The organism is Sodalis sp. C49 (assembly GCF_046352915.1).
Taxonomy (GTDB): domain Bacteria; phylum Pseudomonadota; class Gammaproteobacteria; order Enterobacterales; family Enterobacteriaceae; genus Acerihabitans.
Window position 1 is genome coordinate 1507287 of sequence record NZ_CP163303.1, and the last position, 26450, is coordinate 1533736.

At 61.4% G+C, this 26450-nt stretch carries 20 protein-coding genes; 6 read left to right on the forward strand and 14 right to left on the reverse strand.

Annotated features, from left to right (window positions below; genetic code table 11):
- Nucleotides 1–193 precede the first annotated feature (193 nt).
- Nucleotides 194–1189: an enoyl-CoA hydratase/isomerase family protein gene (locus tag ABUK12_RS06735; protein ID WP_410015551.1), complete on the reverse strand. Its 996-nt coding sequence runs from the start codon at nucleotides 1187–1189 to the stop codon at nucleotides 194–196.
- Between the two features lie 449 nt (nucleotides 1190–1638).
- Complete coding sequence (locus ABUK12_RS06740) at nucleotides 1639–2535, reverse strand: LysR family transcriptional regulator (RefSeq protein WP_410015552.1); 897 nt, start codon at nucleotides 2533–2535, stop codon at nucleotides 1639–1641.
- A 375-nt stretch (nucleotides 2536–2910) separates the two neighbouring features.
- Here ABUK12_RS06740 and ABUK12_RS06745 point away from each other — a divergent pair, with 375 nt between their 5' ends.
- On the forward strand, nucleotides 2911–4062 hold the full coding sequence (locus ABUK12_RS06745; protein ID WP_410015553.1) for an amidohydrolase: 1152 nt from the start codon (nucleotides 2911–2913) through the stop codon (nucleotides 4060–4062).
- Nucleotides 4063–4114: 52 nt separating this feature from the next.
- Here the strand turns inward: ABUK12_RS06745 and ABUK12_RS06750 are convergent, their stop codons facing one another.
- The 11 genes from ABUK12_RS06750 to ABUK12_RS06800 all read right to left on the reverse strand — a co-directional run bounded on the left by ABUK12_RS06750 (nucleotide 4115) and on the right by ABUK12_RS06800 (nucleotide 15337).
- Nucleotides 4115–4864, reverse strand: coding sequence for an SDR family oxidoreductase (locus ABUK12_RS06750; protein ID WP_410015554.1), 750 nt, complete (start codon nucleotides 4862–4864; stop codon nucleotides 4115–4117).
- Nucleotides 4857–6413, reverse strand: coding sequence for a class I adenylate-forming enzyme family protein (locus ABUK12_RS06755; RefSeq protein WP_410015555.1), 1557 nt, complete (start codon nucleotides 6411–6413; stop codon nucleotides 4857–4859). The genes ABUK12_RS06750 and ABUK12_RS06755 overlap by 8 nt, the downstream gene beginning before the upstream one ends.
- A 10-nt stretch (nucleotides 6414–6423) precedes the next feature.
- The gene (locus ABUK12_RS06760) at nucleotides 6424–7404 is read right to left on the reverse strand and encodes an ABC transporter ATP-binding protein (RefSeq protein WP_410015556.1); all 981 of its coding nucleotides are present in this window, start codon (nucleotides 7402–7404) and stop codon (nucleotides 6424–6426) included.
- A complete protein-coding gene (locus ABUK12_RS06765; protein ID WP_410015557.1) occupies nucleotides 7404–8417 on the reverse strand; it encodes an ABC transporter ATP-binding protein in 1014 nt (337 codons plus the stop codon). The genes ABUK12_RS06760 and ABUK12_RS06765 overlap by 1 nt, the downstream gene beginning before the upstream one ends.
- Nucleotides 8414–9289 carry an ABC transporter permease gene (locus ABUK12_RS06770; protein WP_410015558.1) on the reverse strand — a complete coding sequence of 292 codons (876 nt, stop codon included), beginning with the start codon at nucleotides 9287–9289 and terminating at the stop codon, nucleotides 8414–8416. The genes ABUK12_RS06765 and ABUK12_RS06770 overlap by 4 nt, the downstream gene beginning before the upstream one ends.
- Before the next feature lie 3 nt (nucleotides 9290–9292).
- Nucleotides 9293–10258, reverse strand: coding sequence for an ABC transporter permease (locus tag ABUK12_RS06775; protein WP_410015559.1), 966 nt, complete (start codon nucleotides 10256–10258; stop codon nucleotides 9293–9295).
- A gap of 4 nt (nucleotides 10259–10262) precedes the next feature.
- Nucleotides 10263–11906: an ABC transporter substrate-binding protein gene (locus ABUK12_RS06780; protein WP_410015560.1), complete on the reverse strand. Its 1644-nt coding sequence runs from the start codon at nucleotides 11904–11906 to the stop codon at nucleotides 10263–10265.
- A complete protein-coding gene (locus tag ABUK12_RS06785; RefSeq protein WP_410015561.1) occupies nucleotides 11903–12340 on the reverse strand; it encodes a PaaI family thioesterase in 438 nt (145 codons plus the stop codon). The genes ABUK12_RS06780 and ABUK12_RS06785 overlap by 4 nt, the downstream gene beginning before the upstream one ends.
- The gene (locus tag ABUK12_RS06790) at nucleotides 12337–13350 is read right to left on the reverse strand and encodes a zinc-binding dehydrogenase (protein ID WP_410015562.1); all 1014 of its coding nucleotides are present in this window, start codon (nucleotides 13348–13350) and stop codon (nucleotides 12337–12339) included. Before ABUK12_RS06790 ends, ABUK12_RS06785 begins: the two co-directional genes overlap by 4 nt.
- A gap of 27 nt (nucleotides 13351–13377) precedes the next feature.
- The gene (locus tag ABUK12_RS06795) at nucleotides 13378–14226 is read right to left on the reverse strand and encodes a VOC family protein (RefSeq protein WP_410015563.1); all 849 of its coding nucleotides are present in this window, start codon (nucleotides 14224–14226) and stop codon (nucleotides 13378–13380) included.
- A 166-nt stretch (nucleotides 14227–14392) separates the two neighbouring features.
- The gene (locus tag ABUK12_RS06800; RefSeq protein WP_410015564.1) at nucleotides 14393–15337 is read right to left on the reverse strand and encodes an AraC family transcriptional regulator N-terminal domain-containing protein; all 945 of its coding nucleotides are present in this window, start codon (nucleotides 15335–15337) and stop codon (nucleotides 14393–14395) included.
- Between the two features lie 190 nt (nucleotides 15338–15527).
- Here ABUK12_RS06800 and ABUK12_RS06805 point away from each other — a divergent pair, with 190 nt between their 5' ends.
- The 3 genes from ABUK12_RS06805 to ABUK12_RS06815 all read left to right on the forward strand — a co-directional run bounded on the left by ABUK12_RS06805 (nucleotide 15528) and on the right by ABUK12_RS06815 (nucleotide 17642).
- A complete protein-coding gene (locus tag ABUK12_RS06805; protein ID WP_410015565.1) occupies nucleotides 15528–15773 on the forward strand; it encodes an Atu4866 domain-containing protein in 246 nt (81 codons plus the stop codon).
- A 16-nt stretch (nucleotides 15774–15789) separates the two neighbouring features.
- Nucleotides 15790–16527, forward strand: coding sequence for an SDR family oxidoreductase (locus ABUK12_RS06810; RefSeq protein WP_410015566.1), 738 nt, complete (start codon nucleotides 15790–15792; stop codon nucleotides 16525–16527).
- Between the two features lie 464 nt (nucleotides 16528–16991).
- Entirely contained in the window at nucleotides 16992–17642 is a 651-nt protein-coding gene (locus ABUK12_RS06815; RefSeq protein WP_410015567.1) for an HAD-IA family hydrolase, read from the forward strand.
- Nucleotides 17643–17765: 123 nt separating this feature from the next.
- On the opposite strand, the gene ABUK12_RS06820 is transcribed toward ABUK12_RS06815, so the two are convergent.
- A complete protein-coding gene (locus ABUK12_RS06820) occupies nucleotides 17766–22526 on the reverse strand; it encodes an ATP-dependent helicase (protein ID WP_410015568.1) in 4761 nt (1586 codons plus the stop codon).
- Nucleotides 22527–22993: 467 nt separating this feature from the next.
- Here ABUK12_RS06820 and ABUK12_RS06825 point away from each other — a divergent pair, with 467 nt between their 5' ends.
- Together ABUK12_RS06825 and ABUK12_RS06830 are read left to right on the forward strand one after the other, a co-directional pair.
- Nucleotides 22994–25030 carry a beta-galactosidase gene (locus ABUK12_RS06825; RefSeq protein WP_410015569.1) on the forward strand — a complete coding sequence of 679 codons (2037 nt, stop codon included), beginning with the start codon at nucleotides 22994–22996 and terminating at the stop codon, nucleotides 25028–25030.
- Complete coding sequence (locus tag ABUK12_RS06830; RefSeq protein ID WP_410015570.1) at nucleotides 25030–26403, forward strand: MFS transporter; 1374 nt, start codon at nucleotides 25030–25032, stop codon at nucleotides 26401–26403. Before ABUK12_RS06825 ends, ABUK12_RS06830 begins: the two co-directional genes overlap by 1 nt.
- The last annotated feature ends 47 nt before the right edge of the window (nucleotides 26404–26450 follow it).

A 26450-nucleotide genomic window follows, 5' to 3' on the forward strand; every position in this document is an offset into this window, starting at 1 on the left:
TGCCCCGCTTGCGATTGGTAGGAATTTTTGCCGGCAAAAGGATGCCCGGACGCACCGGCAGGCAACGTGACGTGCCGGTACGCGCGCCGCCGGCAACGGTGCCGCGGCGACAATAATCAAATGCGCCGTGTCGTTTTCCGGTATGGCGACCCGGCGACTGGCAATGGCGGTTCATCCCTCACCGGATGCCCCGTTACTTGATTTCGTCTTCTTCCTGGCCGCCGTTGACGCGCGGACGTATGACCTTGCCTTTCTTCTCGGCCGCCTTGACCAGCTCAGCCTCTTCGTGCGCCCAGTGCCAGTAATTGACTTCGTGGGGGCTGTGTTCGGTGGCGGTGACGAACATTTCGGTGGAGAAGGCGTTGCGCAGCTCATTGGCGATATCTTCTTTCCATGCTTTTCTGAGCTGCTGAGTGGTAATGCGGCGGGTGACGCGGCTGCCGGTACGCATAATAAGTTCGGCGATTTCCTGCGCCCGCGCGTAGCAGGATTCCGTATCCGGACAGATCTCGTTAACCATCCCCAGGGCCAGGGCCTTGCGGGCCGTGATGATCTCGCCGGTCAGTTCCGCATAGGCATATCTCTTGCGGCCCATCAGTTCCCGCCAGGCGATGCCGATGCCGTCACCGGGCACCATGTTGACGCGAAAGTGCATATCCGTGGTCCACGCATCTTCGGTGCAAAGGGTAAGATCGCTGAAAAGCACCAGATCGGTATGGAAAGCGGCGCCGTTCCATACGCCGATGGTGGGCACTTCCACATCGAATACCTGGCCTTCGATATCGTTGGTACCGTCATAGTATTGATACTCGTACATCTTCCAGGCTTCTTCCGGCGCGGAGTTGAACTCGGTTGCCGGGCCCCAGTTGCCCTTATCGTCAAGCCGGCCGATGCCCTTCATAAAGTCCTTTCCCGTCCCGCCCAGGATGATGACCTCGTTATCGGGATCCCTGCCGGCCCAGTCGAAAAAGTAGTGAAGAGCCTGGTGCGCGGGCGCCCCCCATTGCAGGCTGTCGCCGTTGGTATGCAGCCGGGCTTCGAGAATGCCGTTTTCCCGTTTCATGGTGAAGCAGTGTTTCAGTTTCTCCGCATACTCTTCGAAACGCATATGGGAAATCGTTCCCAATTCCTTATGGGACATTTCTTTTCGTTTTCCGTGATCAGACTCGTAATTGGCTTTAATCGCCATGGTTTACTCCTTTATAGCTTTATTAGAATCTCTTGGAAGCAACACAGGTTTAAATGATGTGATATACATTTTAGGTCCGGTGCTTTCGGGCAATAAAAACGTACCATCGCTGTACAAATGGTGGAAATTCTTTTTATTTTTCCGGCTATGCATTTTCGACATAACCATTGTGGCGATGTTACCGCAGGCGCAGATTTTGCCTGAAGAACATAGGTGACCCGCATCATAAAAAACAAGAAAATAGCGTATTGCGCATGCCGATTGCCATTAAGGGAACTGGACTATATTCAGCATATTTATCAATAGGAAATTAAATTCTTTCACAGGCGGAAAGAGGAGGCTAAATATTACGCGCAAGAGGACCATAAAGAGATATATAGCTATATGATAAAATGCAATGAAGGTTTGATATAGCGCATGGGGGAGGGTAAGCGGGATGGCATCTTAATTTACTGTTTCAAGAAAGATTTAAACTCTTTCAAAAATATGGCCACCGAGGGATTGGTATTTTTGCTGTCCCACACCAGTTCCAGGTTAAACCAGCAGTCCTGTTCGGCAATGTCCAGCATAACGCAGTTCTGGCCGGTCAGGTATCCGCGGTGCCTGGGCATCAGGAGCACCGCGCGGTCGCTAAATTCCAGGTTAAAGCAGCAGGTCTTAAGATTGGGGTATTCTTTATCCAGGGTGAAATCAATGTTACGAATGGTCAAGAAACGGGTGCTGTATTCATCGGACAAGGAAAATTCCCGGGGATCAATGCGCATTATCGGCCATTCGCTGACCTCACGCAGGGAAACGCTGCCGCGTCCGGCCAGGGGATGGCATTTATTGACCACCGCGCACAGCGGATCGGTTTGAAAAGGCAGCGTGCAAAATCTCGATTCATTGGCCATAAAATTAGGCCTGATAAGAAATCCCATGTCGCTGGCGTGATTATCCAGTAACGCGAGGGCCTCATCCAGCTCGCTGTCGCGGCATTCTATAAGGATATCGTTATGGGTGGCGCGGAACTGCGTCAGGAAAGTAATCAAGAATTTCTGGATAGCTTCCCCCAGGAAGGTCACGGCAAGCCGGCGCCGGCTTTTCCCGGTAAATGAATGAATCGCCGTTATGGAAGTTTCATACTGGAATAATATTTTCCCCGCTTCTTCGGTGAATAATTTTCCCGCGGTAGTCAGCTCGACCTTGTGGGTATCGCGTTTAAAAAAACTGACGCCAAAATATTCTTCCAAGTATTTCATATGCCGGCTTAATACCGGCTGGGTGATATTCATTTTCTGCGCGGCTTTACTAAAATTCAGTGTTTTCGATAATAAAACGAATTCATGTAAAAGTTGTGTTTCCATGATAGTTCTCTAGCCACTGAATAATACATATCCTTATCCTACTGGAGAGCCACCGGCTAAACCGTGAGACTCATCAAAGGCTTTACTCCGCCAAGGCTTTCGTTATGAAGTTTTCGCATAATCGCCATTAAACGACGGCATAAGTCAGACAGATGTAATTAAAATGTGAGTTAAATGTGTACTGCCGGGCGCAGGTTGCGTGATAGGGCCAGGGTAGGATGCGCGGCCAAATATTCGCCCTGTTACCGGGTGACGCCCGTCCTTGCTTTTCCATTTCATGCCTAAGCTCAGCCATATTTAATCTTTGACCCGCGCTGGCGGGGTTGTTAGCTTTTTTGTCTGACAAAAGAAACAGCCTTTGCGGGATGACAGACCATGACATCTGAGGTTTTAACGGATATTTTAGGGGAGAAGCTGGTGGGTTGGCGCAGGGAGCTGCATCAATATCCGGAATTATCCAATCACGAATTCCAGACGACGCAAAAAATCAGGCAATGGTTAAGCGAAGCGGACATCCCTCTCCTGCCGCTCGCGCTGAACACCGGCGTGGTCGCGGAAATCGGCCGTCGCGACGGGCCGATCGTCGCCTTGCGCGCCGATATCGACGCCCTGCCCATTGATGAGCAATCGGACCGGCCGTTCAGTTCACGTAACCCCGGCGTCATGCATGCCTGCGGCCATGATATCCACACCTCGATTATGCTGGGCGCCGCGCTGCTGCTGAAAGAGCGGGAGGCCGATCTGGCCGGTAAAGTCCGGATCCTGTTCCAGCCGGCCGAGGAAACCTTCGACGGCGCCCGGCAGCTTATCGACGCCGGCGCGCTGGAGGGCGTGAGCGTGATCTTCGGCGGCCATAACGCCCCCGATTTACCGGTGGGCGAATTCGGCACCCGTTCCGGACCGCTGCATGCCAACGTCGACCGCTTTGAAATCCTGGTTAACGGTAAAGGCGCCCATGCCGCCCGTCCCGAGGAAGGCGTCGACAGCATCGTGCTGGCGGCGCATATCATCACCGCGTTGCAAACCTTGCCCAGCCGCGCCTTTAGCGCCCTGGAATCGGTGGTGTTAAGCGTCACGCGCATCAACGGCGGCAATACCTGGAATGTGCTGCCGCAGCAGGTGGAACTTGAGGGCACGGTGCGCACCCATAATACGGCGGTCCGGGCCAGGATGCCGGAAAAAATCACCCGCCTGATTGAACATATCGCCGCCGGCTTCGGCGCCCATGCCGAACTGCGCTGGCACGCCGGGCCGCCGGTACTGGTAAACAGCGCTGAATGGGCGGATTTCACCAAGGACGTGGCGGCCCGGGAGGGTTATCGGGTCCACGATCTGCCACCGCTGATGGGCGGCGAAGACTTTGCCTTTTATCTGCACCGCTTGCCCGGCGCGTTCGTCAATATCGGTTCGGCCAGCGCCTTCGGCCTGCATCATCCGCGTTTCGATCCCGCGGAAGCGCTCATCGCCCCGGCGGCGCGCTATTTCACGCGCCTGGCGCATGAGACGCTGCATAAGCTGCGGCGCTGAGCGGGGAGCCGATGGCGCGCGGCCGGCGCTCAGGCGCGGCGCCGGGGGCCGGCTACAATCGCTGGCCTCCGCTGGCGTCGATGCGCTGCCCGGTTATCCAGCGGCCGCCCTCGCCGGCCAGAAACGCCACCACCTCCGCGATATCTTCCGGCTGGCCCACCCGGCCCAGCGCCACGCTTTGGCCGATCACCACCGCGGACCGCGGATCGGCGGCGCGCGGGTTCATCGCCGTGGCGGTCGCGCCCGGCAATACGGCATTCACCGTGATGGCCCGGCTTCCCAGCTCAGCCGCCAGCAACACGCCGAGGCTTTCCAGCGCCGCCTTTGCGGGCGCATAGGCCGCCATTTCCGGGAAAGCGGCCCGGGTACTCATGGAGGAAATATTGATTATTCGCCCGCCGTCCCGCAGCAGCGGGATGGCGCGCTGGATAATGAAAAACGGCGAAATAAAATTGACCTGCAGCGTATCAGCCAGCCGCTGCGGCGTGACTTCCGCGATAGCCGCCCGTCCGCCCTGCCCGGCGTTATTGACCAGGATATCAAACCGCGGCGCGCCGAAAAGCCGGGTCAACTCAGCCTGCAGGCGGTCCATCAGCAGCTGCGCGCCCGTGCTCTCTTCCAGCGACGCCTGCAGGATAAAGGCGCGGCCGCCCGCCCGTTCAATGTCATCGGCCACGCGCGCCGCGTCCTCCCGCGCACGGCGATAATGCACGGCCACCGCCACGCCCTGTCGGGCCAGCGCCAGCGCAATGGACCGGCCGATACCGCGGCTGGCGCCGGTGACCAGGGCTATTTTAGGCATGGTCCGGCTCCGTCGCTGCCAGGGGGTTATCCCACCCCTGGCGCGCCTCCAGCAGGCGCGCCAGTTGCGTCAGCGCATGGCGGTCCACTTTATTGGTGCCCGCCCAGGGCAATTCGGCCAGGAAGGCGATACGCCGCGGATGCTGGTAGGCCGGGCCGTGCGCGAGGGCATACTGCTTTAAGGCATCCGGGCTCAGGGCGCTGTCGGGCTGTAGCACCACAAACGCCACCGGCACCTGACTGCGCTCCTCATCGGGCAGCGGTACCACGCAGACCTGACGCACATGGGGATGGGACTCAAGCGTTTTCTCCACCTCCACCGGAAAAATATTCTCGCCGGAGCAGACAAACATATCATCCGCGCGGCCGGTAAAATAATAAAATCCCTGTTCATCGCGTCGCATGACATCACCGCTGTAATACCAGCCCCCGCGAAACACCTGGCTGCTTTTTTCCGGCAGGCCGAGATAACCCGGGGTCACCGCCGGGTTGCGCATGCAGAGCACGCCGTCGTTTTCCGTTTCCCCGTCCACCAGCTTCACTTCTCCCGCCGCAAGCGGGTATCCCAGCGCCAGCGGCGGAGTGGGCAACCCGTCGGGATGAGGACCGAACACCGCCGGCCCCGCCTCGGTGGTGCCATAACCGTGGGTGATGGTCGCCGTGGGAAACGCCTGCTGGATACGGTTGAGCAACGAGAGCGACATGGGGGCGGACCCGAGCATCAGGCGGTTGAGGGCGGAGTAATCCCGCCCGGCCAGCAGGCGCGGATCGCGCAACAGCCGGGCGAACATGGTCGGCACGGCGGTGACGATATTGATACGGTAATCGGCAAGGGCGGCGGCATAGCGCTGGGCGTCGAATGCCGGCAGCACCACCAGCAAGCCGTTAACCGCAAAGACCCGTTTGGTGAGAAATAAGCCGTTCATATGAAACAAGGGCTGCGCCAACAGGTAACGCGCCTGCGGCGCGTCCGGCTCCACGCCGCCGCTGCGGGTGGCCTCCAGCGCCCACAGCTGCCCCTGGTGGGTCAGCGGCACGCCTTTCGGCCGCCCGGTGGAGCCGGAGGTGTAAAGAATCATCGCCACCTCCCCCGGCAGGGGTTGCACGGTGTCGAAAGCCTGCGGCTTGATACGCCGCCGGAAAGCGTCCTCGCCGTCGCCGTCAAAGTTCACCAGCGGCAGTTTGCCTTTTAAAAGCGCGTAACGCGCCTCGTCCACAAACGCCAGGCGAATTTGCGCGTCGGCCACCAGGTATTCCAGCGTCTCGATCGGTACTTTGATATTGAGCGGCACCGCGACCAGCCCCGCCCGCATAATGCCGAAATACGCGGCAATGTATTGCGCGCTGTTAAGCGAGGCGATGGCGACGGTACTGCCCCGGGGCAGGCCAAGATCGCTCAGGTAGCGGGCGACGCCGCCGGCCAGCTCATCAATCTGCCGATGGCTCCAATGGCGCGGGCGGGCGGGATCGCCCAGGTCAATCAGCGCATCACGCTGTAAATCCCCGCGGCGGACGATCAGATCGCCCAGGTTGTGGTGATGAAACGGCATAGCGACTCCTTTATAACGCCGGTGGCGGTAATTGCGCGGCGTCAACGTCAAATAAGGGAAAATGGCAGGCGACCTGTCGTTGGTCGCCGCCGGCGCGCAGCGGCGGACGCTCCACCCGGCAACGTTCTTTGGCGCGCGGGCAGCGGGTGTGAAACGGGCAGCCGGGCGGCGGGGAAATTGGGCTGGGCAATTCGCCCGTCAGCAGGTTGCGGCCGCGCGCTGCGCGGGGATCCGCCACCGGCGCCGCCGCCAGCAGCGCGGAAGTATAAGGATGGGCGGGTTTGGCCCACACCTGGCGCGTGGGACCGCTCTCAACGATGCGTCCCAGGTACATGACCAGCAGCCGGTCGGCGATATATTCCACTACGGAAAGATCGTGGGAAATAAACAGGTAGGCCACGCCGGTGCGCTGCTGGATATCGCGCATCAGGTTAATCACCTGCGCCCGCACCGATACGTCCAGGGCGGAGACCGGCTCATCGCAGATGATAACCTTAGGCTCCAGGATTAACGCCCGGGCAATGCCGATGCGCTGACGCTGGCCGCCGGAAAACTCATGGGGAAACCGTGAGGACGCCGCCGCGGGCAATCCCACCAGTTCCAGCAGCTCGCCGACCCGCCGCCGGATTGCCGCCCCCTGCCAGCCCGCCGCCTCAAGCGGCCGGCCGATGCTTTTTCCCACGCTTTGGCGCGGATTAAGCGACCCCTGCGGGTCCTGGAACATCATCTGCATATCCGCCCGATAGGGTAGCAAGGCTTTGCGGCCTAAATGGGTAATGTCGGCATCGCCGATATGTATGCTGCCGCCGGTACTGGGAATTAACCGCATCACCGCCTTGCCCAGGGTGGATTTGCCGCAGCCCGACTCCCCCACCAGCCCGACGGTTTCACCGCGGCTGAGGGTCAGATCCACCCCAGACAGGGCGAATACCCGCCCGTCGCGGGTGGGATAACCAACCTGCAGATTGTTTACGCTAAGCAATGGTTTCATCAGTGCCGGCCTCCGTTGACCCAGCGTAGCGGCGCGGGCTGCGCCTGCGCCTGCGCCACCAGGCAGGCGGCCCGGTGCGCCGGACGCAGAGGCGTCAGCTCCGGCCGCTGCAGGGCGCACGCGGGCGTTGCCTGCCGGCAGCGCGCCGCAAAAGCGCAGCCCGCGGGTAATTCCGCCAGGGCCGGCACCCGTCCCGGGATATCCACCAGCCGCTCATCCGGCCGTCCCGGGGTCGGCGTGGCGCGCAAGAGTCCCTGCGTATAGGGATGCAGCGGATAGTCGAACAGTTCCAGCACCGGCGCTTCCTCGACGATTTTGCCGGCATACATCACCGCCACACGCTGGGCCATGGCCGCGACCACGCCCAAATCGTGGGTGATAAGCATTAGCGCCATGCCGGTATCCGCCTGCAGCTCCCGCAGCAGCGCCAGTATTTGCGCCTGTATGGTCACATCCAGGGCGGTTGTGGGTTCGTCGGCGATCAATACCGCCGGCTTGCAGGCGATGGCCATGGCGATCATGACCCGCTGCGCCATGCCGCCCGATAATCGATGCGGATATTCATCCATGCGCCTGGCCGGGTCGGGAATATGTACCTGCTCCAACAGGGCGACGCCGCGGCGCCAGGCTTCGCGCCGCGACAGGCCTAAATGCACCCGCAAGACCTCGCCCAGCTGATCGCCGACGGTTTTCACCGGATTAAGCGAGCTCATCGGGTCCTGAAAAATCATCGCCAGCCGATTGCCGCGCAGTTGCCGCATCCGCCTTTCGCCCAGCGCCACCAGATTTTGTCCTTCAAACCGTATTTCTCCGCCGCTCAAATGCGCCGGGGGGGTGGGCAGCAGCCCCATCAGCGCCAGCGCGGTAAGGGATTTTCCGCAGCCCGACTCGCCCACCACCGCCAGGGTTTCGCCAGCCGCGAGGGCCAGGGAGATACCGTCCAGCGCGGTCACGCTGCCCTGGCGCCCGCGCAGTTCGACGCGCAGGTCGCTGACCTCCAGCACGCTGCTCATAGGCGATCCCTGAGCTTCGGGTTCAGGGCATCGTTCAGCCCGTCGCCAATCAGGTTCAGCGCCAGCACCGCCAGCATAATCGCCACGCCCGGCACCGCGCAGATATACCAAGAGGAGCGGATAAGCGTGCGCCCTTCCCCCACCAGCCGGCCCCAACTGGCCAGATTGGGATCGCCAAGGCCGAGGAAGGAGATAACGGATTCGTACAAGATCGCCCCGGCAACCACCAGCGACGACAGCACGATCACCGGCGGCATGACATTGGGCAGGATTTCGCCCAGGGCGATGCGCAGATTGCCCATGCCGCAGGCCCGGCACGCAAGCACGAACTCGCGATCCTTGAAAGACAGGAATTCGGCCCGGGTCAGCCGGGCGATGGGCTGCCAGGAAACCAGGCCGACGGCGATAATAATGTTTTCTATCCGCGGGCCCAGCACCGCCACCACGGTCAGCACAAACACCACGTTGGGAATGATCTGGAACAGCTCGGCGATGCGCATCAGCACTTCGTCGATCCAGCCGCCAAACCAGGCGGCGGCGGCTCCCACGGCCACGCCGAGCGTGGTGGCCACCAGGCTGGCCACCAGCCCGATAAGCAGGGTGGCGCGCGCGCCGTGGACGATAAGCGCCGTGATGTCGCGACCCAGGGAGTCGGTGCCCAGCGGATAGCGCCAATCGGTAAAGGGCCAAATCTCCGGCATGGCCACAATGCGCAGCGGGTCGACGGGATAAAGCCAGCCCGCCAGCAGCGCGGCGGCGGCGATGACCAACACAATCAGCGCGCCGCATACCGCGCCGCGATGGCGGCAAAACCGGCGCAGCAGCGCCAGGCGCGGCGCGGCGGCGGGCAACAGGGGGACGACTACAGACATATTTCAGCTCCCAATCCGCGGGTCCAGGCGGGAATACGCCACGTCCACCAGGATATTCACCACGATCACCACCAGCGAGCTAAGCACCAGCACCCCCATCACCACGGGAAAATTGCGGCTCATCACGCTGTCGAACAGGACCTGGCCGATGCCGGGCCAGCTGAACACGGATTCCACCACGACGCTGCCGCCCAGCACGGTGCCCAGTTGCAGGCCGAACAGGGTTACCACCGGCAACAGGGCATTGCGCATCATATGCCCGGTTATTACCCGCAGCCGGCTCAGGCCCCTGGCCCTGGCGGCGCGCACAAAATCCAGCTGGGCGATTTCCAGCATCGAGGCGCGCATCACCCGCGCGTAGGTCGCGGCATAAAACAGGCCCAGGGTCAGCGCCGGCAGCACCAGATGATGGACGATATCCGCCACCCGTCCCCAGGGCCGCTCATCGGCGCCGATGGTTTCCATCCCGCCCACCGGAAACCAGCCGAGTTTTACCGAGAACAGAATAATCATCATGATGCCGAGCCAGAAACCCGGCGCGGCGAAACACAGCACCGCCAGCGCCGATATCAGTGTGTCCCAGGCGCTGTTGACTTTTATGGCGGCCAGCACGCCGGCGCCGACGCCCACCAGCAGGGCCACCGCGATGCTTGCCAGCATCAGCAGCAACGTGGCGGGCAGGTGCGATAAGATGACGTCCAGCACCGGCAGGTTGTGCCGGTAGGAAAAACCCAGATCCAGCCGGGCCACCGCGCCGATATACTTCAGCAACTGCAGCCAGGCCGGCTGATCCAGCCCGTATAACGCGCGCAGCCGCTCGATCATCGCCGGGTCGGTAACCTGCTGTTCTGCGGTCATCACGTCCAGCAGGCTGCCGGGCACGCATTTCATCAATACGAAATTGATGATGACCACCCCGAGCAGCAGCGGCACCGCTTGCAACAGGCGGCGCAGAATAATGCGCATCATGCCGCTACCCCGCCAGCCAGACGTCGTTCAGGGACGTGCCCTGGACATTGGCATCAGTGGTGAAGTTGCGGACGTTGGCGCGCGCCAGGGTGTAGGACTGCATTTCCACCAGAGGCACGATGGGCACGTCGGTGCTGGCCAGCCGGGAAAATTGCTGGATCAATGCGCGGCGTTTGGCCTCGTCCACCTCCACTGTGATAGCGCTTACCAAGTCGTCCATCGCCGGATTGCTATAGCCGGTGGCGTTGCGGAAAGCGGCGCCTTTAACGATGCCGTCGCTGGTAAAAAACTGGGTTACCGTCGGTACCGGCTCCAGCGGGGCGGTAAAGTTGGAAATAGCGATATCATAATCGTAATCGCTGTAAATGCGTTTCAGCGCCGTGGCGCGATCCACCGAATCGAGCCGCACGGTGATATTGAGATCTTCCAGGGCCTGTTTCAGGTATTGGCCCAGCTTGGCGTTCTCCTCGAACCAGGCCGCCGCCAGCAGGTTGACGGTAAACCGGCTGCCGTTTTTCACCGGCAGGCCGGCGGCATCCAGCAGGGCGGCCGCTTTTTTAACGTCAAATTCATAGCGGGGCACGTCGTCGGTGAAAAACAGGCTGTTGCTGCTGAAAATCGGCGCCACCGCCGGTTTCCCCCGACCAAAATAGATCGTGTTGACGATGAAATCACGGTCGATGCCATGCAGGATCGCCTGGCGCACTTCACGGCGCTTAACCACCTCGCGCCGCTGGTTAAACTCCACCGTTACCGTCCAGGCGCTGTTTTCATACCCGCTGGTATCAAGCACCACCTGGCCGGTTTTCAGCAAGCGGTCGATTTCCCTGGCGGGCACGGGGTTCGAATAGCCGAGTCCCAGTTCCCCGGTTTCCAGGGCGGCGGTACGCGACGCCGCGTCGCTCCACCACCTGACCAGCAGTTTGTCGAGATAGGGCTGGCCGGGCGACCAATAGCTATCGTTGCGGCGGTATTGCACATAGCTGCCGCGCGTCCATTTATCGAAAATCCATGGGCCGGTGCCGACCGGCTGGTTATTCAGCGGATGGGTCAGAATGTCCCTGCCCGCGTATAAATGTTTCGGCAGCAGCAGTTGGTATTGGCCCGCCAGTATGGATTTGAGGAAAAATTCAGGTACCGGATGATCAAAACTCAGCCGTACGTGATGGGCATCCAGGGCGGTGGCGGCGTTCAGGGCTTTCAGGGCGATACCGGCTGAAATGGCCTTCCAATGCTCGACAACGTTGTAGACGACGTCGTCCGCGGTAAAATCGGCGCCGTCATGCCATTTCACTCCCTGGCGCAGGGTGATGTCATAACTTTTATAGTCGGCGGCAGGCACCACCGATTCGGCCAGCGCCGGCTGAAAATGCAGCGTATTGTCGAGCTTCAGCAAACGCTCCAGTATTTTGGTTGACGTCTGGAAAGGCGACGAACCGCCGCCGCCCGGCACAAACAGCGCCTGAGGCTCAAGTCCCCCCCAGGAGATGACCAGGGTACCGCCGCGGCGCGCCGCGCCGCCCGCCACCTCGGCGGCGCTGGCGTTGGTCGCCAGCCCCAGGCCGGGGATGCCGCTGGACAACGCCGCAAGCGATCCCCCCACCCCCAGGATGCCGAGGAATTTACGCCGTGAAAAATGTCCGTTCATGATGAAACTCCCGGTTGTGCAACGCCGGTGGCGTAGCTTGCGCGGCCGATAGCCAGTAATTGTTGTTGTCCGTTAAATACGTCCACGTCGGCGACGCCGACGGTACGGCCTGAGCGCCTGACGCGGGCCACCACCCGCAGGGAGGTATTCACCGCCGGGCGCAGGTAATCGACACGAAAATTGATGGTGGGCAAACCGGTTCCGACCATCATCGCCAGCGCGAAGTCGCCGACGGTATCGATAATCGAGGCCAGCGGTCCGCCATGCCACTGGCCGCTGCCGGCGCTGCGCTCGAACTCCGCCCGCATCGGCACCGTTACCGTCAGGGTCTGCTGATCGTAATCCACCGCCTCCACGCGCAGCTGCAGCCAGGCGATAAACGGCGATAATCGGAACTTTTCCTCGATTTGCGTTTTGCTCAGCCGCGCGCTCATACCACCACCACCTTGCCGATCACCTGGCGTTGCTCCAGCGAGGCCAGCGCCTGCGCGCCCTGCTCCAGCGGCCATTGGCGATCGATCAGGACGTTAAGCCGTTTGTCGCGCACCTGATCCAGCAACTGATGCAGGTCATCGCGCTCCCAGCCATTGGCGCCGCGGATCTGCAATTCATAGGTCCAGATGTAGCGCAAATCCTCGACGGGATTAAAACCGGCGGTGGCGCCGCAGGTCAGCAGCCGCCCCCCCACGCGCAGGCAGCGCAGGGATTTAACCCAGGTATCGCCGCCGGTAAAATTGACCACCACATCCACGCCGCCCGGCACGGCGGCGTGGCGCGACCGCGCGGGCTTGCCGAAGCGCTGGAACACTTCTTTGGCAAAGTCCTGTTCGGTGTAGCGGATGATATGGTCGGCGCCGACGGCGCGCAGGCGTTCGGCTTTCTCCTCGCTGCCGGCGCAGGCAATCACCTGCGCGCCGGCCAGCTTCGCCAGTTGCACGCAACAGACCCCGACGCCGCCGCTGGCGCCGAGGATCAAGACCTTTTCCCCGGCCTGTATCTGGCCGATAGTCACCATCATGCGCCGGGCGGTGCCGTAGGCCACCGGCAGCGCCGCCGCTTCCGCGAAGCTGATTTCATCGGGCAAAGCGATCAGCTGATGGGCCGGCACCCGGCATAGTTCGGCCAGGCCGCCGTGGGTGGTCTCGCCCACCAGTCCGCCGTCAACCCGGTTTATCGGGTCCACCACCACGCGGTCGCCGATATGCCAACCGGTCACCCCTTCGCCCAGGGCGACGATCTCGCCGGCCACATCCAGGCCGATAATCAGCGGCAGGGGCAGCGTAATGCCCGGCATGCCGCGCCGGGTAAACACATCATGGTAATTGAGTGAGGAGGCGCGCACGCGCAGCACCACATCCCCCCTGCCGGCGATGGGATCGGGAAAAGCGTTTTCCAGCCGCAGCTTCTCATTACCGCCATGTTCACGTAATACGATGGCTTTCATGCTTAACGAACCTTAAAATAAAGAAAATCAAGAGGCTGCGAACAGCAGGGCGACATTGAAAGCGTGGTCGGCGCTAACCAGCAAGGTATCCGGCGCCGGGGATAAGGCCTGGATGCCGCTGCGCTGAAAATAGTCGGTGGTGGCGCTCAGCGACGAGACCGCAAATTCCAGCGCCACCATGCGCTCGGCGCCGTTTTCGCCTGCCGGGACCGGCCCATACAGCCCGGCGGCCCGCTGCGGGGTGATAAATCGCACCCGGGTTTTGCCCGCCTGCAGCCAATAGCCGCCCTGGCCGTCGTCATGAATAGCCTTATGACCAAACAGCGTGCCGTAAAGGCCGGCCACCGCCGCGGGGTCGGCCGCGGCAATCACAAAGGCGCTGATATCGACGACGCCGTTGGGATGCCGGCGCCATGGGGCGCGCCAGACCAGTTCCGGCGTTTCATGCTGGCAAAAAAAACTGCGGCCGTTTTTTATCCGCCCGGCGGCCAGCCTGACGGTACGAAAACGGGCTTCAGGCCGGCTGCCGTCGGGCAGCGTCACGGGACGGAAAAATGAGGCGGGGGGATCGCCGGCCAGACCGACGGATTGCAGATGGCGGTAGACCGCATCGGCGTCAGTGGTTTTCCACACCAGGCCGGTGAGCCCGAGGGGCGCGTTCCACAGGTCCTGGCGTTTATCGGCGTTGCCCGCCTCAAACCCCAGCAGCTCAAAATAGTTTTCGCCAAAAATGGCCAGATGGTTGCTGGAGCCCAGGGAATGGTGACCGCGCGGCGTCAACTGGAACCCTAAAAGCGTAAATAATCGCTGCGTTTCATCAAGCTTGCCCGCGACGTTAATCACCGCGTGATCCACTACCGGAATTAAGGCATCCATTAACTTTTACCTGACTATCCAATAACTAAACAGAGGTATAACTCTAACCAAGGCATGGACGGATGCAAAAGTACAAATCCGGTAAAGGTTAACCGGAAACCGGCTAACCGAATCGCCGCCAGTCGTGTGGATGCGTCAGGGTATTGCTGGACGTCAGGGACGGCGCTCAGTGCGCCAGGGTAAACTCGGAAAGGGGCTTTGCGGGGGACAACGAAAACGACGCCTTCATATCGCGAACCTCTTCCATGGGGCTGCGGCCAAAGAATCGCTTGAATTCGCGACTGAACTGCGAGGGGCTGTCATAGCCGACCCGGGACGAAGCGGATGCCGCGGTCAGGCCATCACGGATCATCAGTAGCCGGGCCTGGTGCAATCGCGTCGACTTGATGTACTGGATGGGCGATGTTTGGGTCACCGTCTTGAAATGGGCATGAAAGGCAGGCACGCTCATGCCGGCTTCGCCGGCTAAATGCGCGACATCCAATGACTGCGCATAATCGGCATGGATCCGGCGCAATGCCTTGGCAACGCGGCCGAACTGGCCCTGATGCGCCAAAGCCGCCCGCATGGCGCCCCCTTGTTCCCCGACCAGTACGCGGTAATAAATCTCCCTCACCACCGCGGGGCCCAATATGTGCGCGTCGCGCGGACAGGTCATGATTTCAAGCAATCGCAGCGTGGCATCGGCCAATGCGCCGCTCAGCGGGGTCGAGGCGATACCCAAGGGCATGCCGGGCACGGCCTGCGGGCCAGAATGATTTATTTGCAACATCAAATCGGCCACTTGCGTCAGATCTAAGCTTATGGCGACGGCCAGCATCGGCTCGGATGCGCTCGCCTCGGTTTGGGTGGAAAAGGGCAAGGGCACCGACAATACCAGGTAATGCTGGGCGTCATAAACATAGACATCGCTGCCCAGAAAGCCGCGCTTACGTCCCTGACAAACAATCACGATGCTCGGTTCGTATAAAACGGGCGTTCGTCCCAAAGGCCGGTCCGAGCGCATAAAGCGAACGGCATCCAGCGCGGACAGCGTGTAGCCCTCATTGGGCGCCAATTGCATCAGCAGCGCCGACATCCGCTGGGTGGTGGTGTCCTCGATTGCCGCCATATGCCATCGTCTCCCGTTGCGGCCGTTCAGAGGAATCAGCCATCGTTTCGCCAACCTTAAGGGAAATAAATCACCAGCGCAATAGGAATAGGCAATGATGCAATAGCCATGGCTATTCCCGCAACGGCGCCCCGCTCCTACTATAGGCCTTCGGCCCGTTATTGTTGCCAGGACACAGGAGGCACCCGTCATGAATCACAACAGGTACGTCGGCGTTTGGGTGACAGCCGATGGCTACATTCGCCATGAGCTGCTTGCCAACGGCCGCTACGACGAGGCCCGGGGCACGCGCAAAAGCGCCTATCGGGGCAGCTACCGCATTGAAGGCGATCATATCCTGTATTGCGACGATACCGGCTTTTCCGCCGACGGCGACTTCCGTGACGGCGTTTTATACCACGCCGGCATGGTGCTGCGCCGCGAGATAACCCACTGAAAAGGAGTTAACCATTATGACCGTAGCTACAGAATCCAAAGTCATCCTTATTACCGGCGCCAGCAGCGGCATCGGCGAGGCCACCGCGCGGCTTCTCGCCAGCCAGAAACACCAGCTCGTCATCGGCGCCCGCCGCACGGAGCGGCTGGCCGCACTGGCCGGGGAGATCCAGGCCGGCGGCGGCTCGGTCTGCTTTCGGGCGCTCGATGTCACATCGGCAAAGGACGTCGATGACTTTGCCAGGTTTGCCCAAGAGACCTTTGGCCGCATCGACGTCATCGTCAACAATGCGGGCGTCATGCCGCTTTCGCCTCTGGCCGCGCGCAAGGTGGACGAGTGGGATCGGATGATCGACGTGAATATCCGCGGCGTCCTGCACGGCATCGCGGCGGTGCTGCCCGTCATGACGCAACAGGGCCATGGCCAGGTGATCAACGTGTCTTCCATCGGCGGGCTGTCGGTATCGCCCACGGCGGCGGTGTACTGCGCAACCAAATACGCGGTACGCGCCATCTCCGACGGCCTGCGCCAAGAGTCCGACGCGATCCGCGTAACGGTTATCTGCCCGGGCGTGGTCGAATCGGAACTGGCCGACCAGATTTCCGACGAAACGGCCCGCAACGCCATGCGCGAATTCCGCCGCATCGCATTAACGCCGGATGCCGTCGCGCGCGCCATAGCCTATGCGATCGCGCAGCCCGACGATGTCGACGTTAGCGAAATAGTCGTTCGACCCACGGCCAGTCCCTACTGATTTATCAACCCTTCGCAGTTGCAAGGGGTGCGCGGGATATCCGGAATATCACGCAAAACGTCCAGCATGGACAAAGCAGGCTATCCCGTCGGCGCGGTGGCCATGACCTTAATCAAGGGACATATCATGAAAACAACTGAGAAAATAGGGTTCATTACGGGTGCGTCGTAAGGCATCGCCAATGAACTGGCATTGCAGAAGATGCAGGATGTGCGTGCAGACATCCATGCCTGGCAGGGAACGGCGCAAGCGACCGACTTCACCGATTGACCGCCTGCGCGCGCCATTTAACGGGCCGGGGGGGAATGAGGTAAAAGACGGCCGACTGATATTGCGGCGCTGGCATGTCGGCTATTGCGGCCGTTGATCTTGCCGAGACTGTCGTTGATACTGGCATACGCCCGGATTGTCCCGCCCGCAACGGCGCCATAGGCGGGGCGCCGCAAACCTATCCCGGAGAGACTATGTACACAGACCAGCGCTTTGCCGCTTTCCTGTTCGATATGGACGGCACCCTGCTCAACTCCATTGCCTCGGCCGAACGCGTCTGGTCGCGCTGGGCCGCGCGGCACGGGCTGGACGTGGCGACGTTTCTGCCCACCATCCACGGGGTGCGCAGTGTCGAAACCATTCGCCGCCTGAACCTGCCGGGCGTCGACCCCGAGGCCGAGGCCCGGGCAATCACCCAGGCGGAGATCGAGGATACCGACGGCATCGTCCCGATTGCCCATGCCCCGGATTTCCTGGCCGCGCTGCCACCGGACCGCTGGGCTATCGTTACATCCGCCCCGCGGGAACTGGCCTTGCGCCGCCTGCGGGCCGCCGGACTGAGGGTGCCTGCGCTGCTGATAAGCGCCGAAGACGTGGTCCGCGGCAAACCCGCGCCTGACTGCTACCTGATGGCCGCCGATCGGCTGGGGGTCGACGCCGGCCGGTGCCTGGTGTTCGAAGACGCGCCGGCCGGGATTGCCGCGGCTGAAGCGGCGGGGGCCAGGGTGGTGGTCATCACGGCGACGCACCGCCATCCGATGCGGGTTCGCCACCTTGCCCTGGCGGATTATGGCGAATACCGGGCAGCGGCGGATACCGGCGGGCTGATACTGGCGCGGCGGTAAATCAGGGCGGCGGCATGGCAAGGCCAGGTCGGGTGCGGTAAGCCTTGCCAACCCTTCCTGCGGAACCTGGGCTGGGGTGCCACAGGCGCTATACCGCGCCGTGGCCCTCCCCGGGTGCCCGGTTCACCCATACCAGGCATATCCCTTGGGCACGCGCGAGAATCCGGCCGCGGACAAAGCGTCCGCGACCGGGCTGCCATGCGCCGGCCGGCCGTCGACATCCTCAAGCGTAAACACGCGGCGTTTCTCGCGCTGCAGCGCGGCGGCCAGCGCGCGCAAACCGCCGGCCCGCCATCCGATGTCGTCGTTATCGATAAAGGTTAACAGCTGGCGGCCGCTTTGCGCCAGATAGTATGCCAGCCTGCCGTTGCAGATCACCACCATGGCGCCGACGCGCCGGGCCGGACGCAGGTCTGCCGGGTTGGACGGCCAGGGCAACAGCCAGCCGAAGGGATTGGCCGGATCGCTGGCCGACAGCGCCACCGCCACCGGTTCGCCGGACGCCGCATCGGTTTGCGCCAATTCACGCAGGCGTTCAATACAGTCCTTATCGGCAAACTGCGCGGCGCCCAGGCCGGTGATAAAACGCCCACGCAGCACGCGGCCCGCCTCTTCCATCCGCCGCAGCACCGGCATCAGCGCGGGAAAGCCTCCCGGCACCTGCTCGGCCATCGCCACCCCGCGGCTTACCACGCCATAGCGGTCGAACAGATTCTCGACCTGGGTCAGCATCCTGAGGGTCGGGCTGGCCGCCTCGCCGGCCAGCAATGACCAGCGGCCGGCCAGGACCGCATCGCCGAACCGGGCGTTCCGCGCCGATACCGGTTTGGCCGGCGCCCACACCGGTACCCAGCCCGCCACCTGGCGCCGGTGCCGTGGGGCGCGGGCCGGGCGTGAACGGGTGGGCGGGCGTATCCCCGTCAGCGCGCGCAGCGGCGACCAGGTGTCGCTGGTGAGACGGCCTTGCCAGACGAGATCCCAAACGGTTTCCGCCATTTCAGCGGGCGCTATTTCCGCCCCGGCCTCCTGGCCGGGCCCAGCCGCCAGGCGCGCCTGGACGAGCGGCGCCAGTTGACGGACAAAATAGGCGCCGCCATCGGCCAGCACGGCGAGAATGGACTGTTGCAGCGCGGAGGCGGTTGACGCGCCGGCCTCATCATTCACCCGCGGCAGCGTTGCGCCGGCGTTTTCGCGCAGATGCAGGGAGACCAGTCCATCGTCGTCGCCAAGCGCGCCATGGCCGGCCCAAACCACCTCGCCGGCGGCAATCAGCTCATCCAGCATCGACGGATGATAGTCATGGACCCTGGCGGGCAAAATCTGGCGTTCCCACAGCGAAGCCGGCAACGCGACCCCCGCCAGTTGCTCGATGACCCGGGCGACGCCCTCGACGCCTTCAAATGCGCCGAGCGCGGCGGACGGGTCGGGATCCGACGCCGGCGCGGCGGCGTCGGTCAGTACGCCCTGGCGCTCCAGCACCAGCCGCACCACGGCCTCGCGCGGCACCGGCCGGGTCGCCTCGCGCGCCGCCTGCAAAGAGCGCGCCCGCAAACGGCGGAATACCTCATCCCACACCCACCGACGCTGCTGGCCGCCGTCGGCGGGCGCGCCGGAGTCGGTGTCCGGTCCGGGCCCGCCCGCGACGTTGCAGGGTAACACCCTGCCCTGATCGCGCAGGCGCTCCAGTTGCTCATTCACAATGGCCACGCCTAGCCCAAAGTGCGCCGCCGCCTGCGCCGGGGTAAAAGGCGCGTGCGTGCGCGCATAGCGGCTGAGCAGCTCGCGCAGGGGATCGCCGGCCGCCTGCAAAAACGCGGCCGGAATGCCCGGCGGTAAAGTTACCCCCAACGCATCGCGCAGGCGGGCGGCATCTTCTATGCCGGCCCAGCGCGCCTCGCCCGCGATGCGCACGGGAATAATCCGCGCCGCCGCCGCCAGCTGCGCCAGATAATCGCCGGCACCGCCCCCATCGGCCAGGCGCGCGGCGATTTCCGCGCGCGACAGGGGACCGAGCTCGCGCAACAGGTCGGCCACCCCTTCAGCGCCCTTTGCGCGCCGAGCGGCGGCGGTGCGCTGCAATTCCTCCCCGACCCGTTCCACCACCCGGGGGTCGAGCAGCTCGCCAAGCTCCACCTGACCCAGCAGTTCGCCGAGCAGGCCGCTGTCCAGCGACAGTACGGACGCCCGTCGTTCCGCCAGCGGCGCATCGCCCTGGTACATAAACTCAATCACATACCCGAACAGCAGATTAGCCGCAAACGGCGAGGGGATCTCGGTGGTAACCTCCCGCATGCGCACCGCGCCGTCATTGATGCGCTGCATCAGCGCCTGCAATGCCCCCAGATCATATACGTCCTGCAAACATTCCCTGGCGGTCTCGATGATCAGCGGAAAATCGTCATGCTCCCGGGCAATTTCCAGCAGCTGACCGGCGCGCAAGCGCTGCTGCCACAACGGCGAGCGTTTGCCGGGGCGCCGACGCGGCAGCAGCAAGGCGCGCGCCGCGCATTCGCGAAAGCGGGCGATAAACAGCGCCGACTGCCCCACCGCATCGGTGACGATTTGCGGCAGCGTATGGGGATCGAACACGAACAGTTCCGCGCCGGGAAGTCGGCCGACGCTGTCCGGTATGCGGACAATAATACCGTCGTCGCTGGCGACGACGGCGGGGTCGACTTTTAAGCGCTGATGGACGCGCGCGGCGATGGCCAGCGCCCAGGGGCCGTGCACGCGCTGGCCATAAGGCGAGTGCAGCATGACCCGCCAGTCGCCGCTCTCGTCGCGGCAGCGCTCAATCACCAGCGTTTGATCGGTGGGCAGCACCTCGGTGGCGTCGCGTTGCTCCGCCACCAGTTCGACCAGATTAGTGATGGCGTTATCATCCAGACCCGCGGCCTTAAGCCGCGCCGCCAGCGGGTGGTCCTGCGCCAACGGGCCGCGGATGCCCGCCGTCGCCGCCTCCGCCTCGCGCAGGAAGACGCCGATGGCCTCCCCCAGTTCGGCCGGCCGGCCGGCATTGTCGCCGTGCCAAAACGGCAGGCGGGCGGAGCGGCCCGGCGCCGGGACCACCACCACCTGATCGTGGGTAATCTGCTGGATGCGCCAGGAGGTGGCGCCCAGGGTTATCACATCGTTGACCCGCGACTCGTAGACCATCTCCTCGTCAAGCTCGCCGACCCGACGCGCGCCGCTTTTTTCCTCGCCTTGCGGCAAGACGACGCTGAACATGCCGCGATCGGGAATGGTGCCGCCGCTGATCACCGCCAATTGCTGCGCCCCCGGGCGGGCGGTAAGCAAACCGCTCGCCCGATCCCAGACCAGCCGCGGGCGAAACTCGCCGAACGCCTCCGACGGATAGCGGCCGGCCAGCATATCCAGAGTAGCGTCGAAGGCGCTGCGCGGCAGGGCGCGAAACGGATCCGCGCGCCGCACCCGCAGGAACCACTCCTCGATATTCAGCGGTTCCATGGCCACCGCGGCCACGGTCTGCTGCGCCAGCACATCGAGCGGGTTACGCGGCGGGGCCACGGATTCCAGCCGTCCGGCCAGCATGCGCTCCACCGTCACGGCGGCATCGATCACATCACGGCGGGTACGCGGATAAACCACCCCGGAAGAAATGCCGCCCACCTGATGGCCGGCGCGCCCCACCCGCTGCAGCGCGCTGGCGACCGTTGGCGGCACGCCGACCTGGATAACCTGATCCACCAGTCCCATGTCGATACCGAGTTCCAGGCTGGAGGTGGCGACCACGCAGCGCAGCTCGCCGGATTTAAGCGCCATTTCAATTTCCGCCCGCTGCTCTTTCGACACCGAGCCATGATGGGACCGGGCGACGGTCGGCGGTTCGCCGGCGGCGCGCTTGCCGGTGCCGCCCGAATTTGAGAGGTAATGCGCGGCCGTCTCCTGCTGCAATGGCGAGACGGCGGCGCGCTCGGCATAGCGTTCATTGAGCCTGGCCGTCAGTTTCTCGGCCAGGCCGCGGGAATTGGTAAAGACAATGGTGGAACGGCAGGCGAGGATTTGCTCGAGGATGCTGGCTTCCACATGCGGCCAGATCGACCCCGCGCGCCCGGTAGCCCGCATCTCCGGCGCGGCGTCGTCGCGCGCCGGTATCGCGGTCATATCCTCCACCGGCACCACGATGCGCATCGCAAGGGGCCGCCTGGACTGCGGGTTAACCACCGTCACCGGCAGCGCGCCGCCCAGGAAACGGGCCACGCGTTCCACCGGGCGCACCGTCGCCGACAGGCCGATACGCTGCGCCGGCGCGGGCAGCAAAGCATCCAGGCGCTCCAGGCTCAGCGCCAGATGCGAACCGCGTTTGCCGCCGGCCACCGCGTGGATCTCGTCGATAATCACCGTGGTCACGCCGCGCAAGGTCTCGCGCGCCCTGGAGGTAAGCATCAGATACAGCGACTCGGGCGTGGTGATCAGGATATCCGGCGGCCGTCTTTGCAGGCCGGCGCGTTCAGCGGCGGGCGTGTCGCCGGTGCGCATACCCACCGTCAGCGTCACCTCGGGATCGCCGCGCCGCCGGCGCCTGGCGCTGACGCCATCCAAAGGCACGCTCAGGTTGCGCCGCACATCGGCGCCCAGCGCCTTAATGGGCGAAATGTAAACCACCCGGGTGGCGGTCTGGCGCGCGCGCGCGGGGTCGCGTTCGCGCTCCCGGAACAATCCATCGATGGCGTGCAGAAAGGCCGCCAGCGTCTTGCCCGAACCGGTGGGCGCGATGACCAGCGTGCTGTCGCCGGCGCCAATCGCCGTCCAGGCCGCCTGCTGCGCGGGCGTGGCCGCGTCGAAGGTGGCCGCGAACCAGTCCCGGGTGGCGGGCTGGAACCGGCTTAGGGGATCGGGCGCTGTCTCTCCTGACGTCAGCATCGCGTGCCAGCGCCTGACGGCGCAGTAATGAAACCATGGCGGGGATAAAGAGTTAAAGACATGGCAAGACGTTCCTTTTAAGCTCCGTAAAGCCAACCACCACCGCCTTCCCGCCCCCGGGGCGGGCAAGTAGAGGCGGGACTTGGCAGGCAACAAATAAAAGCTTAGCACCTTGCCGCCGGCGCCATGTCTTTTTACAGTGATATCGTTGATAACCTTCTACAAAAATCTTAAGCCAAACCCCCCGCTATTTTTGTAGTCAAGAGTGAAAAGCCAGCCGACCCGGCACGGACTGGGCATGACCAGGCGCGCGCGGCGGCCGCGTGGCCGGCATTGGCGTTTTGTGACGCGGATCATAACAAATTCCCGGCAGCAGTTTTCTCTATGTCTGCGGCAGCTAATTTAATTTTTATCAGCAGCAATTGGGATATGTTAGCCCTAGCAATCACCGCCCCTAAGGGATATTAATGGATAAATTTTTATATGGCGTCGCTTATTATCGTGAATATATGCCAGAAGAAAGACTTGATGATGATATCAAGATGATGAAAGACGCTGGAATAAATTATGTACGTATAGCGGAAAGCACCTGGAGTACTTACGAAAAACAGGATGGCATATTTGATTTTTCATCTGTACTGACAGTAATGGATAAAATGCATAAAAACGGCATTGCCGTTATAATAGGAACACCCACTTACGCCATCCCGGCATGGCTGGTAAAAAAACATCCTTCCGTAATGGCCACGACGCCTCATGGCATCAATAAATACGGGCCTCGACAAAAAATGGATATTACCAGCCCTATTTATTTGCGATATGCGGAAAGAATTATTCGCAAGCTGATGGCGGCGACAGCACATCATCCCGCCGTGATTGGCTTTCAAATTGATAATGAAACAAAATATTACGAAACATCCGGCAGCCATGTGCAGCAAGATTTCGTTAAATATCTAAAATCAATTTTTAATAACGATCTTGATCGGTTAAACAAAGCGTTCGGTCTTGATTACTGGAGCAACCGCGTCGATGCCTGGGAGGATTTTCCTTCCGTGGAGGGCACCATCAATGCCAGCCTGGGAGCGGAATTTCAAAAGTTCCAGCGCGGGCTGGTTACGGATTTTCTTCACTGGCAGGCAGGTATTGTCGGAGAATATAAATCAGACGCGCAGTTTATTACCCATAATTTCGATTTTGACTGGCGCACATATTCTTTTGGCATCCGAAGTGAAGTGGACCATTTTGCGGCGGCCGCTACGCTGACTATTACCGGCATTGATGTTTATCATCCCAGCCAGGATCGCCTGACCGGGGCGGAAATCGCCTTTGCCGGCGATATTGCCCGTACCACAAAGGACGATAATTACCTGGTGCTGGAAACGCAGGCGCAGGCCTTCAAGGAATGGACGCCTTATCCGGGCCAGTTGCGGTTGCAAGCCTTTAGCCATATCGCCTCCGGGGCCAGGCTGGTGGGCTACTGGCACTGGCACTCCATTCACAATTCCTATGAAACCTATTGGAAAGGGTTGCTTAGCCACGATCTGCGGCCCAACCCGGTTTATCATGAAGCGCAACGTATCGGGCGAGAGCTGGCGCAATTGTCGCCGGCGCTTGTGGGCCTGAAAAAAACCAATCGCGTGGCGTTGCTGGTCAGTAATGATAGCCTGACGGCTATTGACTGGCATCCTTACCGGGGTCATCAGTTTGGCCGACCCACGGAGCATCAGTATAATGATGTGTTCCGCGCATATTATGACGCTTTATACCGTCTTAATATCGAAGTGGATATTCTCAGCGCCGACGATGCGCGCATCGACCGCTACGATTTACTGGTGGCCCCGCTACTCTACGCGGCATCGGACGCGGTGCTGACCCGCCTGAACCAATATGTCGCCGCGGGCGGCCACATGATTTACTCCTTTAAATCCGGCTTTGCCAACGAGCATCTGAAGGTCAGGACCCTACCCCAACCCGGCATTATTTCTGAGGCCTGCGGCGTGACCTATCAGCTGTTTGCCGCGCCGGAAAGCGTGTCTCTCAGCTCCGATGTGCTGCAATTAAACGCCGCAGACGCCAGGATAGAGGACTGGATGGAGCTGTTGGAAGCCGACACCCCAAGCGTTGAAGTGATCGCACGCTACCAGCATCAGTACTGGGGTAAATATGCGGCAATTACCCGCAACCGATACGGCAAAGGTTCCGCCGTGTATATCGGCTGTCCGCTTTCGCCGGCCGCGTTGGAACAACTGTACGCTTATGTGCTGGGCGATCTTCCGCTGGCGGCGGAACTGTCCGGACATCGCTTCCCGGTGATCCGCAAACGCGCCGAGACGCGCCGGGGTGAAACGGTGCTGTTCTATCTGAACTATTCACATCAACCGCAGCAATTTTCCGTGCCGTGCCGCCGGGGAACAACGTTGTTGAATAATAATGCGGTAAAAAAAGGCGACATTATAAATCTCAATGACTGGGACGTTGCCATTATTTTGGTGGAGGAGGAGTAATGCGCGAAAGAATTCAAAACGAGGACCTTGGGAAAATCAGGTTTTCCGAACGGCTGGCTTTCGGAATCGGCGATTATGGCACCAATCTGACGTATACCATGATGGTGACCTTTCTGGCGTATTTTTATACTGATGTTGTCGGCGTTTCCGCGGTAGTGGTGGGTTCGCTGATGTTTTTCGCCCGTGCTCTTGACGGCGTAATATGTATATTTATCGGTATTCGTATTGATAAAACCAACACCCGCTACGGCAAAGCCCGCCCCTGGTTGTTATGGACCGCGGTGCCCTTCGGCCTGTCGGCGTTCCTGATGTCGACCGTGCCGGATATTAGCTACGGCGCCAAGGTGGCTTACGTTTGCGTTACCTACCTATTGGCCAACATCTTTTTTACCGCCAATAACATCGCCTATGGATCCATGCTGGCGCTGATCACCCGCGACGCTTATGAACGCGGCATCCTCAGCGTATTCCGCAAAGGGCTTTCCACCTGCGGTTCACTGACCGTCGGCGTCTGTACCCTGCCGTTAGTGGCTTTCTTTGGCAATTCGGCCACGTCATGGATCATCGTATTCGGCATTTACGGTTTTTTTACCGCGCTGTTTTTGCTGATAACCGGTATGGGCACCCGGGAAAGGATACGGCCGGTGCGCCAGGACAATACCCGCCATATTACCGCGGGACAGGTAGTGCGCTCGATGCGCGCCAACCGTTACTGGATCATGATTTTCTGTTACCTGCTGGTTACCTTTACCAGCCTGACGGCGCTGACGACCGTGAGCGTTTATTATTCCAAATATATTCTGCAGGATGTTACGCTTATATCCTATATCAGCATGGCGCAATACATCCCAGGATTGCTTACCTTGCTGGTAATCCCCATGCTGATGAAGCACCTGGGCAAGCGCAAACTGGCCATGCTGGGACTGGTGATATGCTGCGTCGCCTATCTGATCCCGTTATTAAATAAGCAGGATTCGCTGTTTATTATCATCTCCACCGCGGTGCGCAGCGTGGGCTTTTGCGGTATCGGCGCCACCATGTTCGCCTTTCTGGCGGATACGATTGATTATGGTGAATGGACCACCAAACTGCGCCTGGAAGGGATCCTGTTCAGCGCCGGCACCCTAGGCCAGACCCTCGGCATGGGGCTTGGCACCGCCAGCGTCGGCTGGGTACTCGGCGCCGTCGGTTTCGTCAGCGGGGGCGCCGCCGTCCAACCGCAAAGCGTGGTGTATACCATCGAGTTTATGTTTATTTTCTTCCCGCTTATCCTGGCGGCAATTAATTTACTGATTTTGTATTTTTATAAATTGGATGCTATCTATGACCATCTGGCGGTGGATTTATCGGCAGGGCGCTATCGCCCTGATTGATACCGGGCGCAAAAACAGATAAACAGATATTGTAGCTATTATCATAA

What these genes read in the sequence shown, in the direction of transcription:
- ABUK12_RS06735 (WP_410015551.1), bottom strand. Translation starts at nt 1,189, where the DNA reads ATGGCGATTAAAGCCAATTACGAGTCTGATCACGGAAAACGAAAAGAA.
- ABUK12_RS06740 (WP_410015552.1), bottom strand. Translation starts at nt 2,535, where the DNA reads ATGGAAACACAACTTTTACATGAATTCGTTTTATTATCGAAAACACTG.
- ABUK12_RS06745 (WP_410015553.1), top strand. Translation starts at nt 2,911, where the DNA reads ATGACATCTGAGGTTTTAACGGATATTTTAGGGGAGAAGCTGGTGGGT.
- ABUK12_RS06750 (WP_410015554.1), bottom strand. Translation starts at nt 4,864, where the DNA reads ATGCCTAAAATAGCCCTGGTCACCGGCGCCAGCCGCGGTATCGGCCGG.
- ABUK12_RS06755 (WP_410015555.1), bottom strand. Translation starts at nt 6,413, where the DNA reads ATGCCGTTTCATCACCACAACCTGGGCGATCTGATCGTCCGCCGCGGG.
- ABUK12_RS06760 (WP_410015556.1), bottom strand. Translation starts at nt 7,404, where the DNA reads ATGAAACCATTGCTTAGCGTAAACAATCTGCAGGTTGGTTATCCCACC.
- ABUK12_RS06765 (WP_410015557.1), bottom strand. Translation starts at nt 8,417, where the DNA reads ATGAGCAGCGTGCTGGAGGTCAGCGACCTGCGCGTCGAACTGCGCGGG.
- ABUK12_RS06770 (WP_410015558.1), bottom strand. Translation starts at nt 9,289, where the DNA reads ATGTCTGTAGTCGTCCCCCTGTTGCCCGCCGCCGCGCCGCGCCTGGCG.
- ABUK12_RS06775 (WP_410015559.1), bottom strand. Translation starts at nt 10,258, where the DNA reads ATGATGCGCATTATTCTGCGCCGCCTGTTGCAAGCGGTGCCGCTGCTG.
- ABUK12_RS06780 (WP_410015560.1), bottom strand. Translation starts at nt 11,906, where the DNA reads ATGAACGGACATTTTTCACGGCGTAAATTCCTCGGCATCCTGGGGGTG.
- ABUK12_RS06785 (WP_410015561.1), bottom strand. Translation starts at nt 12,340, where the DNA reads ATGAGCGCGCGGCTGAGCAAAACGCAAATCGAGGAAAAGTTCCGATTA.
- ABUK12_RS06790 (WP_410015562.1), bottom strand. Translation starts at nt 13,350, where the DNA reads ATGAAAGCCATCGTATTACGTGAACATGGCGGTAATGAGAAGCTGCGG.
- ABUK12_RS06795 (WP_410015563.1), bottom strand. Translation starts at nt 14,226, where the DNA reads ATGGATGCCTTAATTCCGGTAGTGGATCACGCGGTGATTAACGTCGCG.
- ABUK12_RS06800 (WP_410015564.1), bottom strand. Translation starts at nt 15,337, where the DNA reads ATGGCGGCAATCGAGGACACCACCACCCAGCGGATGTCGGCGCTGCTG.
- ABUK12_RS06805 (WP_410015565.1), top strand. Translation starts at nt 15,528, where the DNA reads ATGAATCACAACAGGTACGTCGGCGTTTGGGTGACAGCCGATGGCTAC.
- ABUK12_RS06810 (WP_410015566.1), top strand. Translation starts at nt 15,790, where the DNA reads ATGACCGTAGCTACAGAATCCAAAGTCATCCTTATTACCGGCGCCAGC.
- ABUK12_RS06815 (WP_410015567.1), top strand. Translation starts at nt 16,992, where the DNA reads ATGTACACAGACCAGCGCTTTGCCGCTTTCCTGTTCGATATGGACGGC.
- ABUK12_RS06820 (WP_410015568.1), bottom strand. Translation starts at nt 22,526, where the DNA reads ATGCTGACGTCAGGAGAGACAGCGCCCGATCCCCTAAGCCGGTTCCAG.
- ABUK12_RS06825 (WP_410015569.1), top strand. Translation starts at nt 22,994, where the DNA reads ATGGATAAATTTTTATATGGCGTCGCTTATTATCGTGAATATATGCCA.
- ABUK12_RS06830 (WP_410015570.1), top strand. Translation starts at nt 25,030, where the DNA reads ATGCGCGAAAGAATTCAAAACGAGGACCTTGGGAAAATCAGGTTTTCC.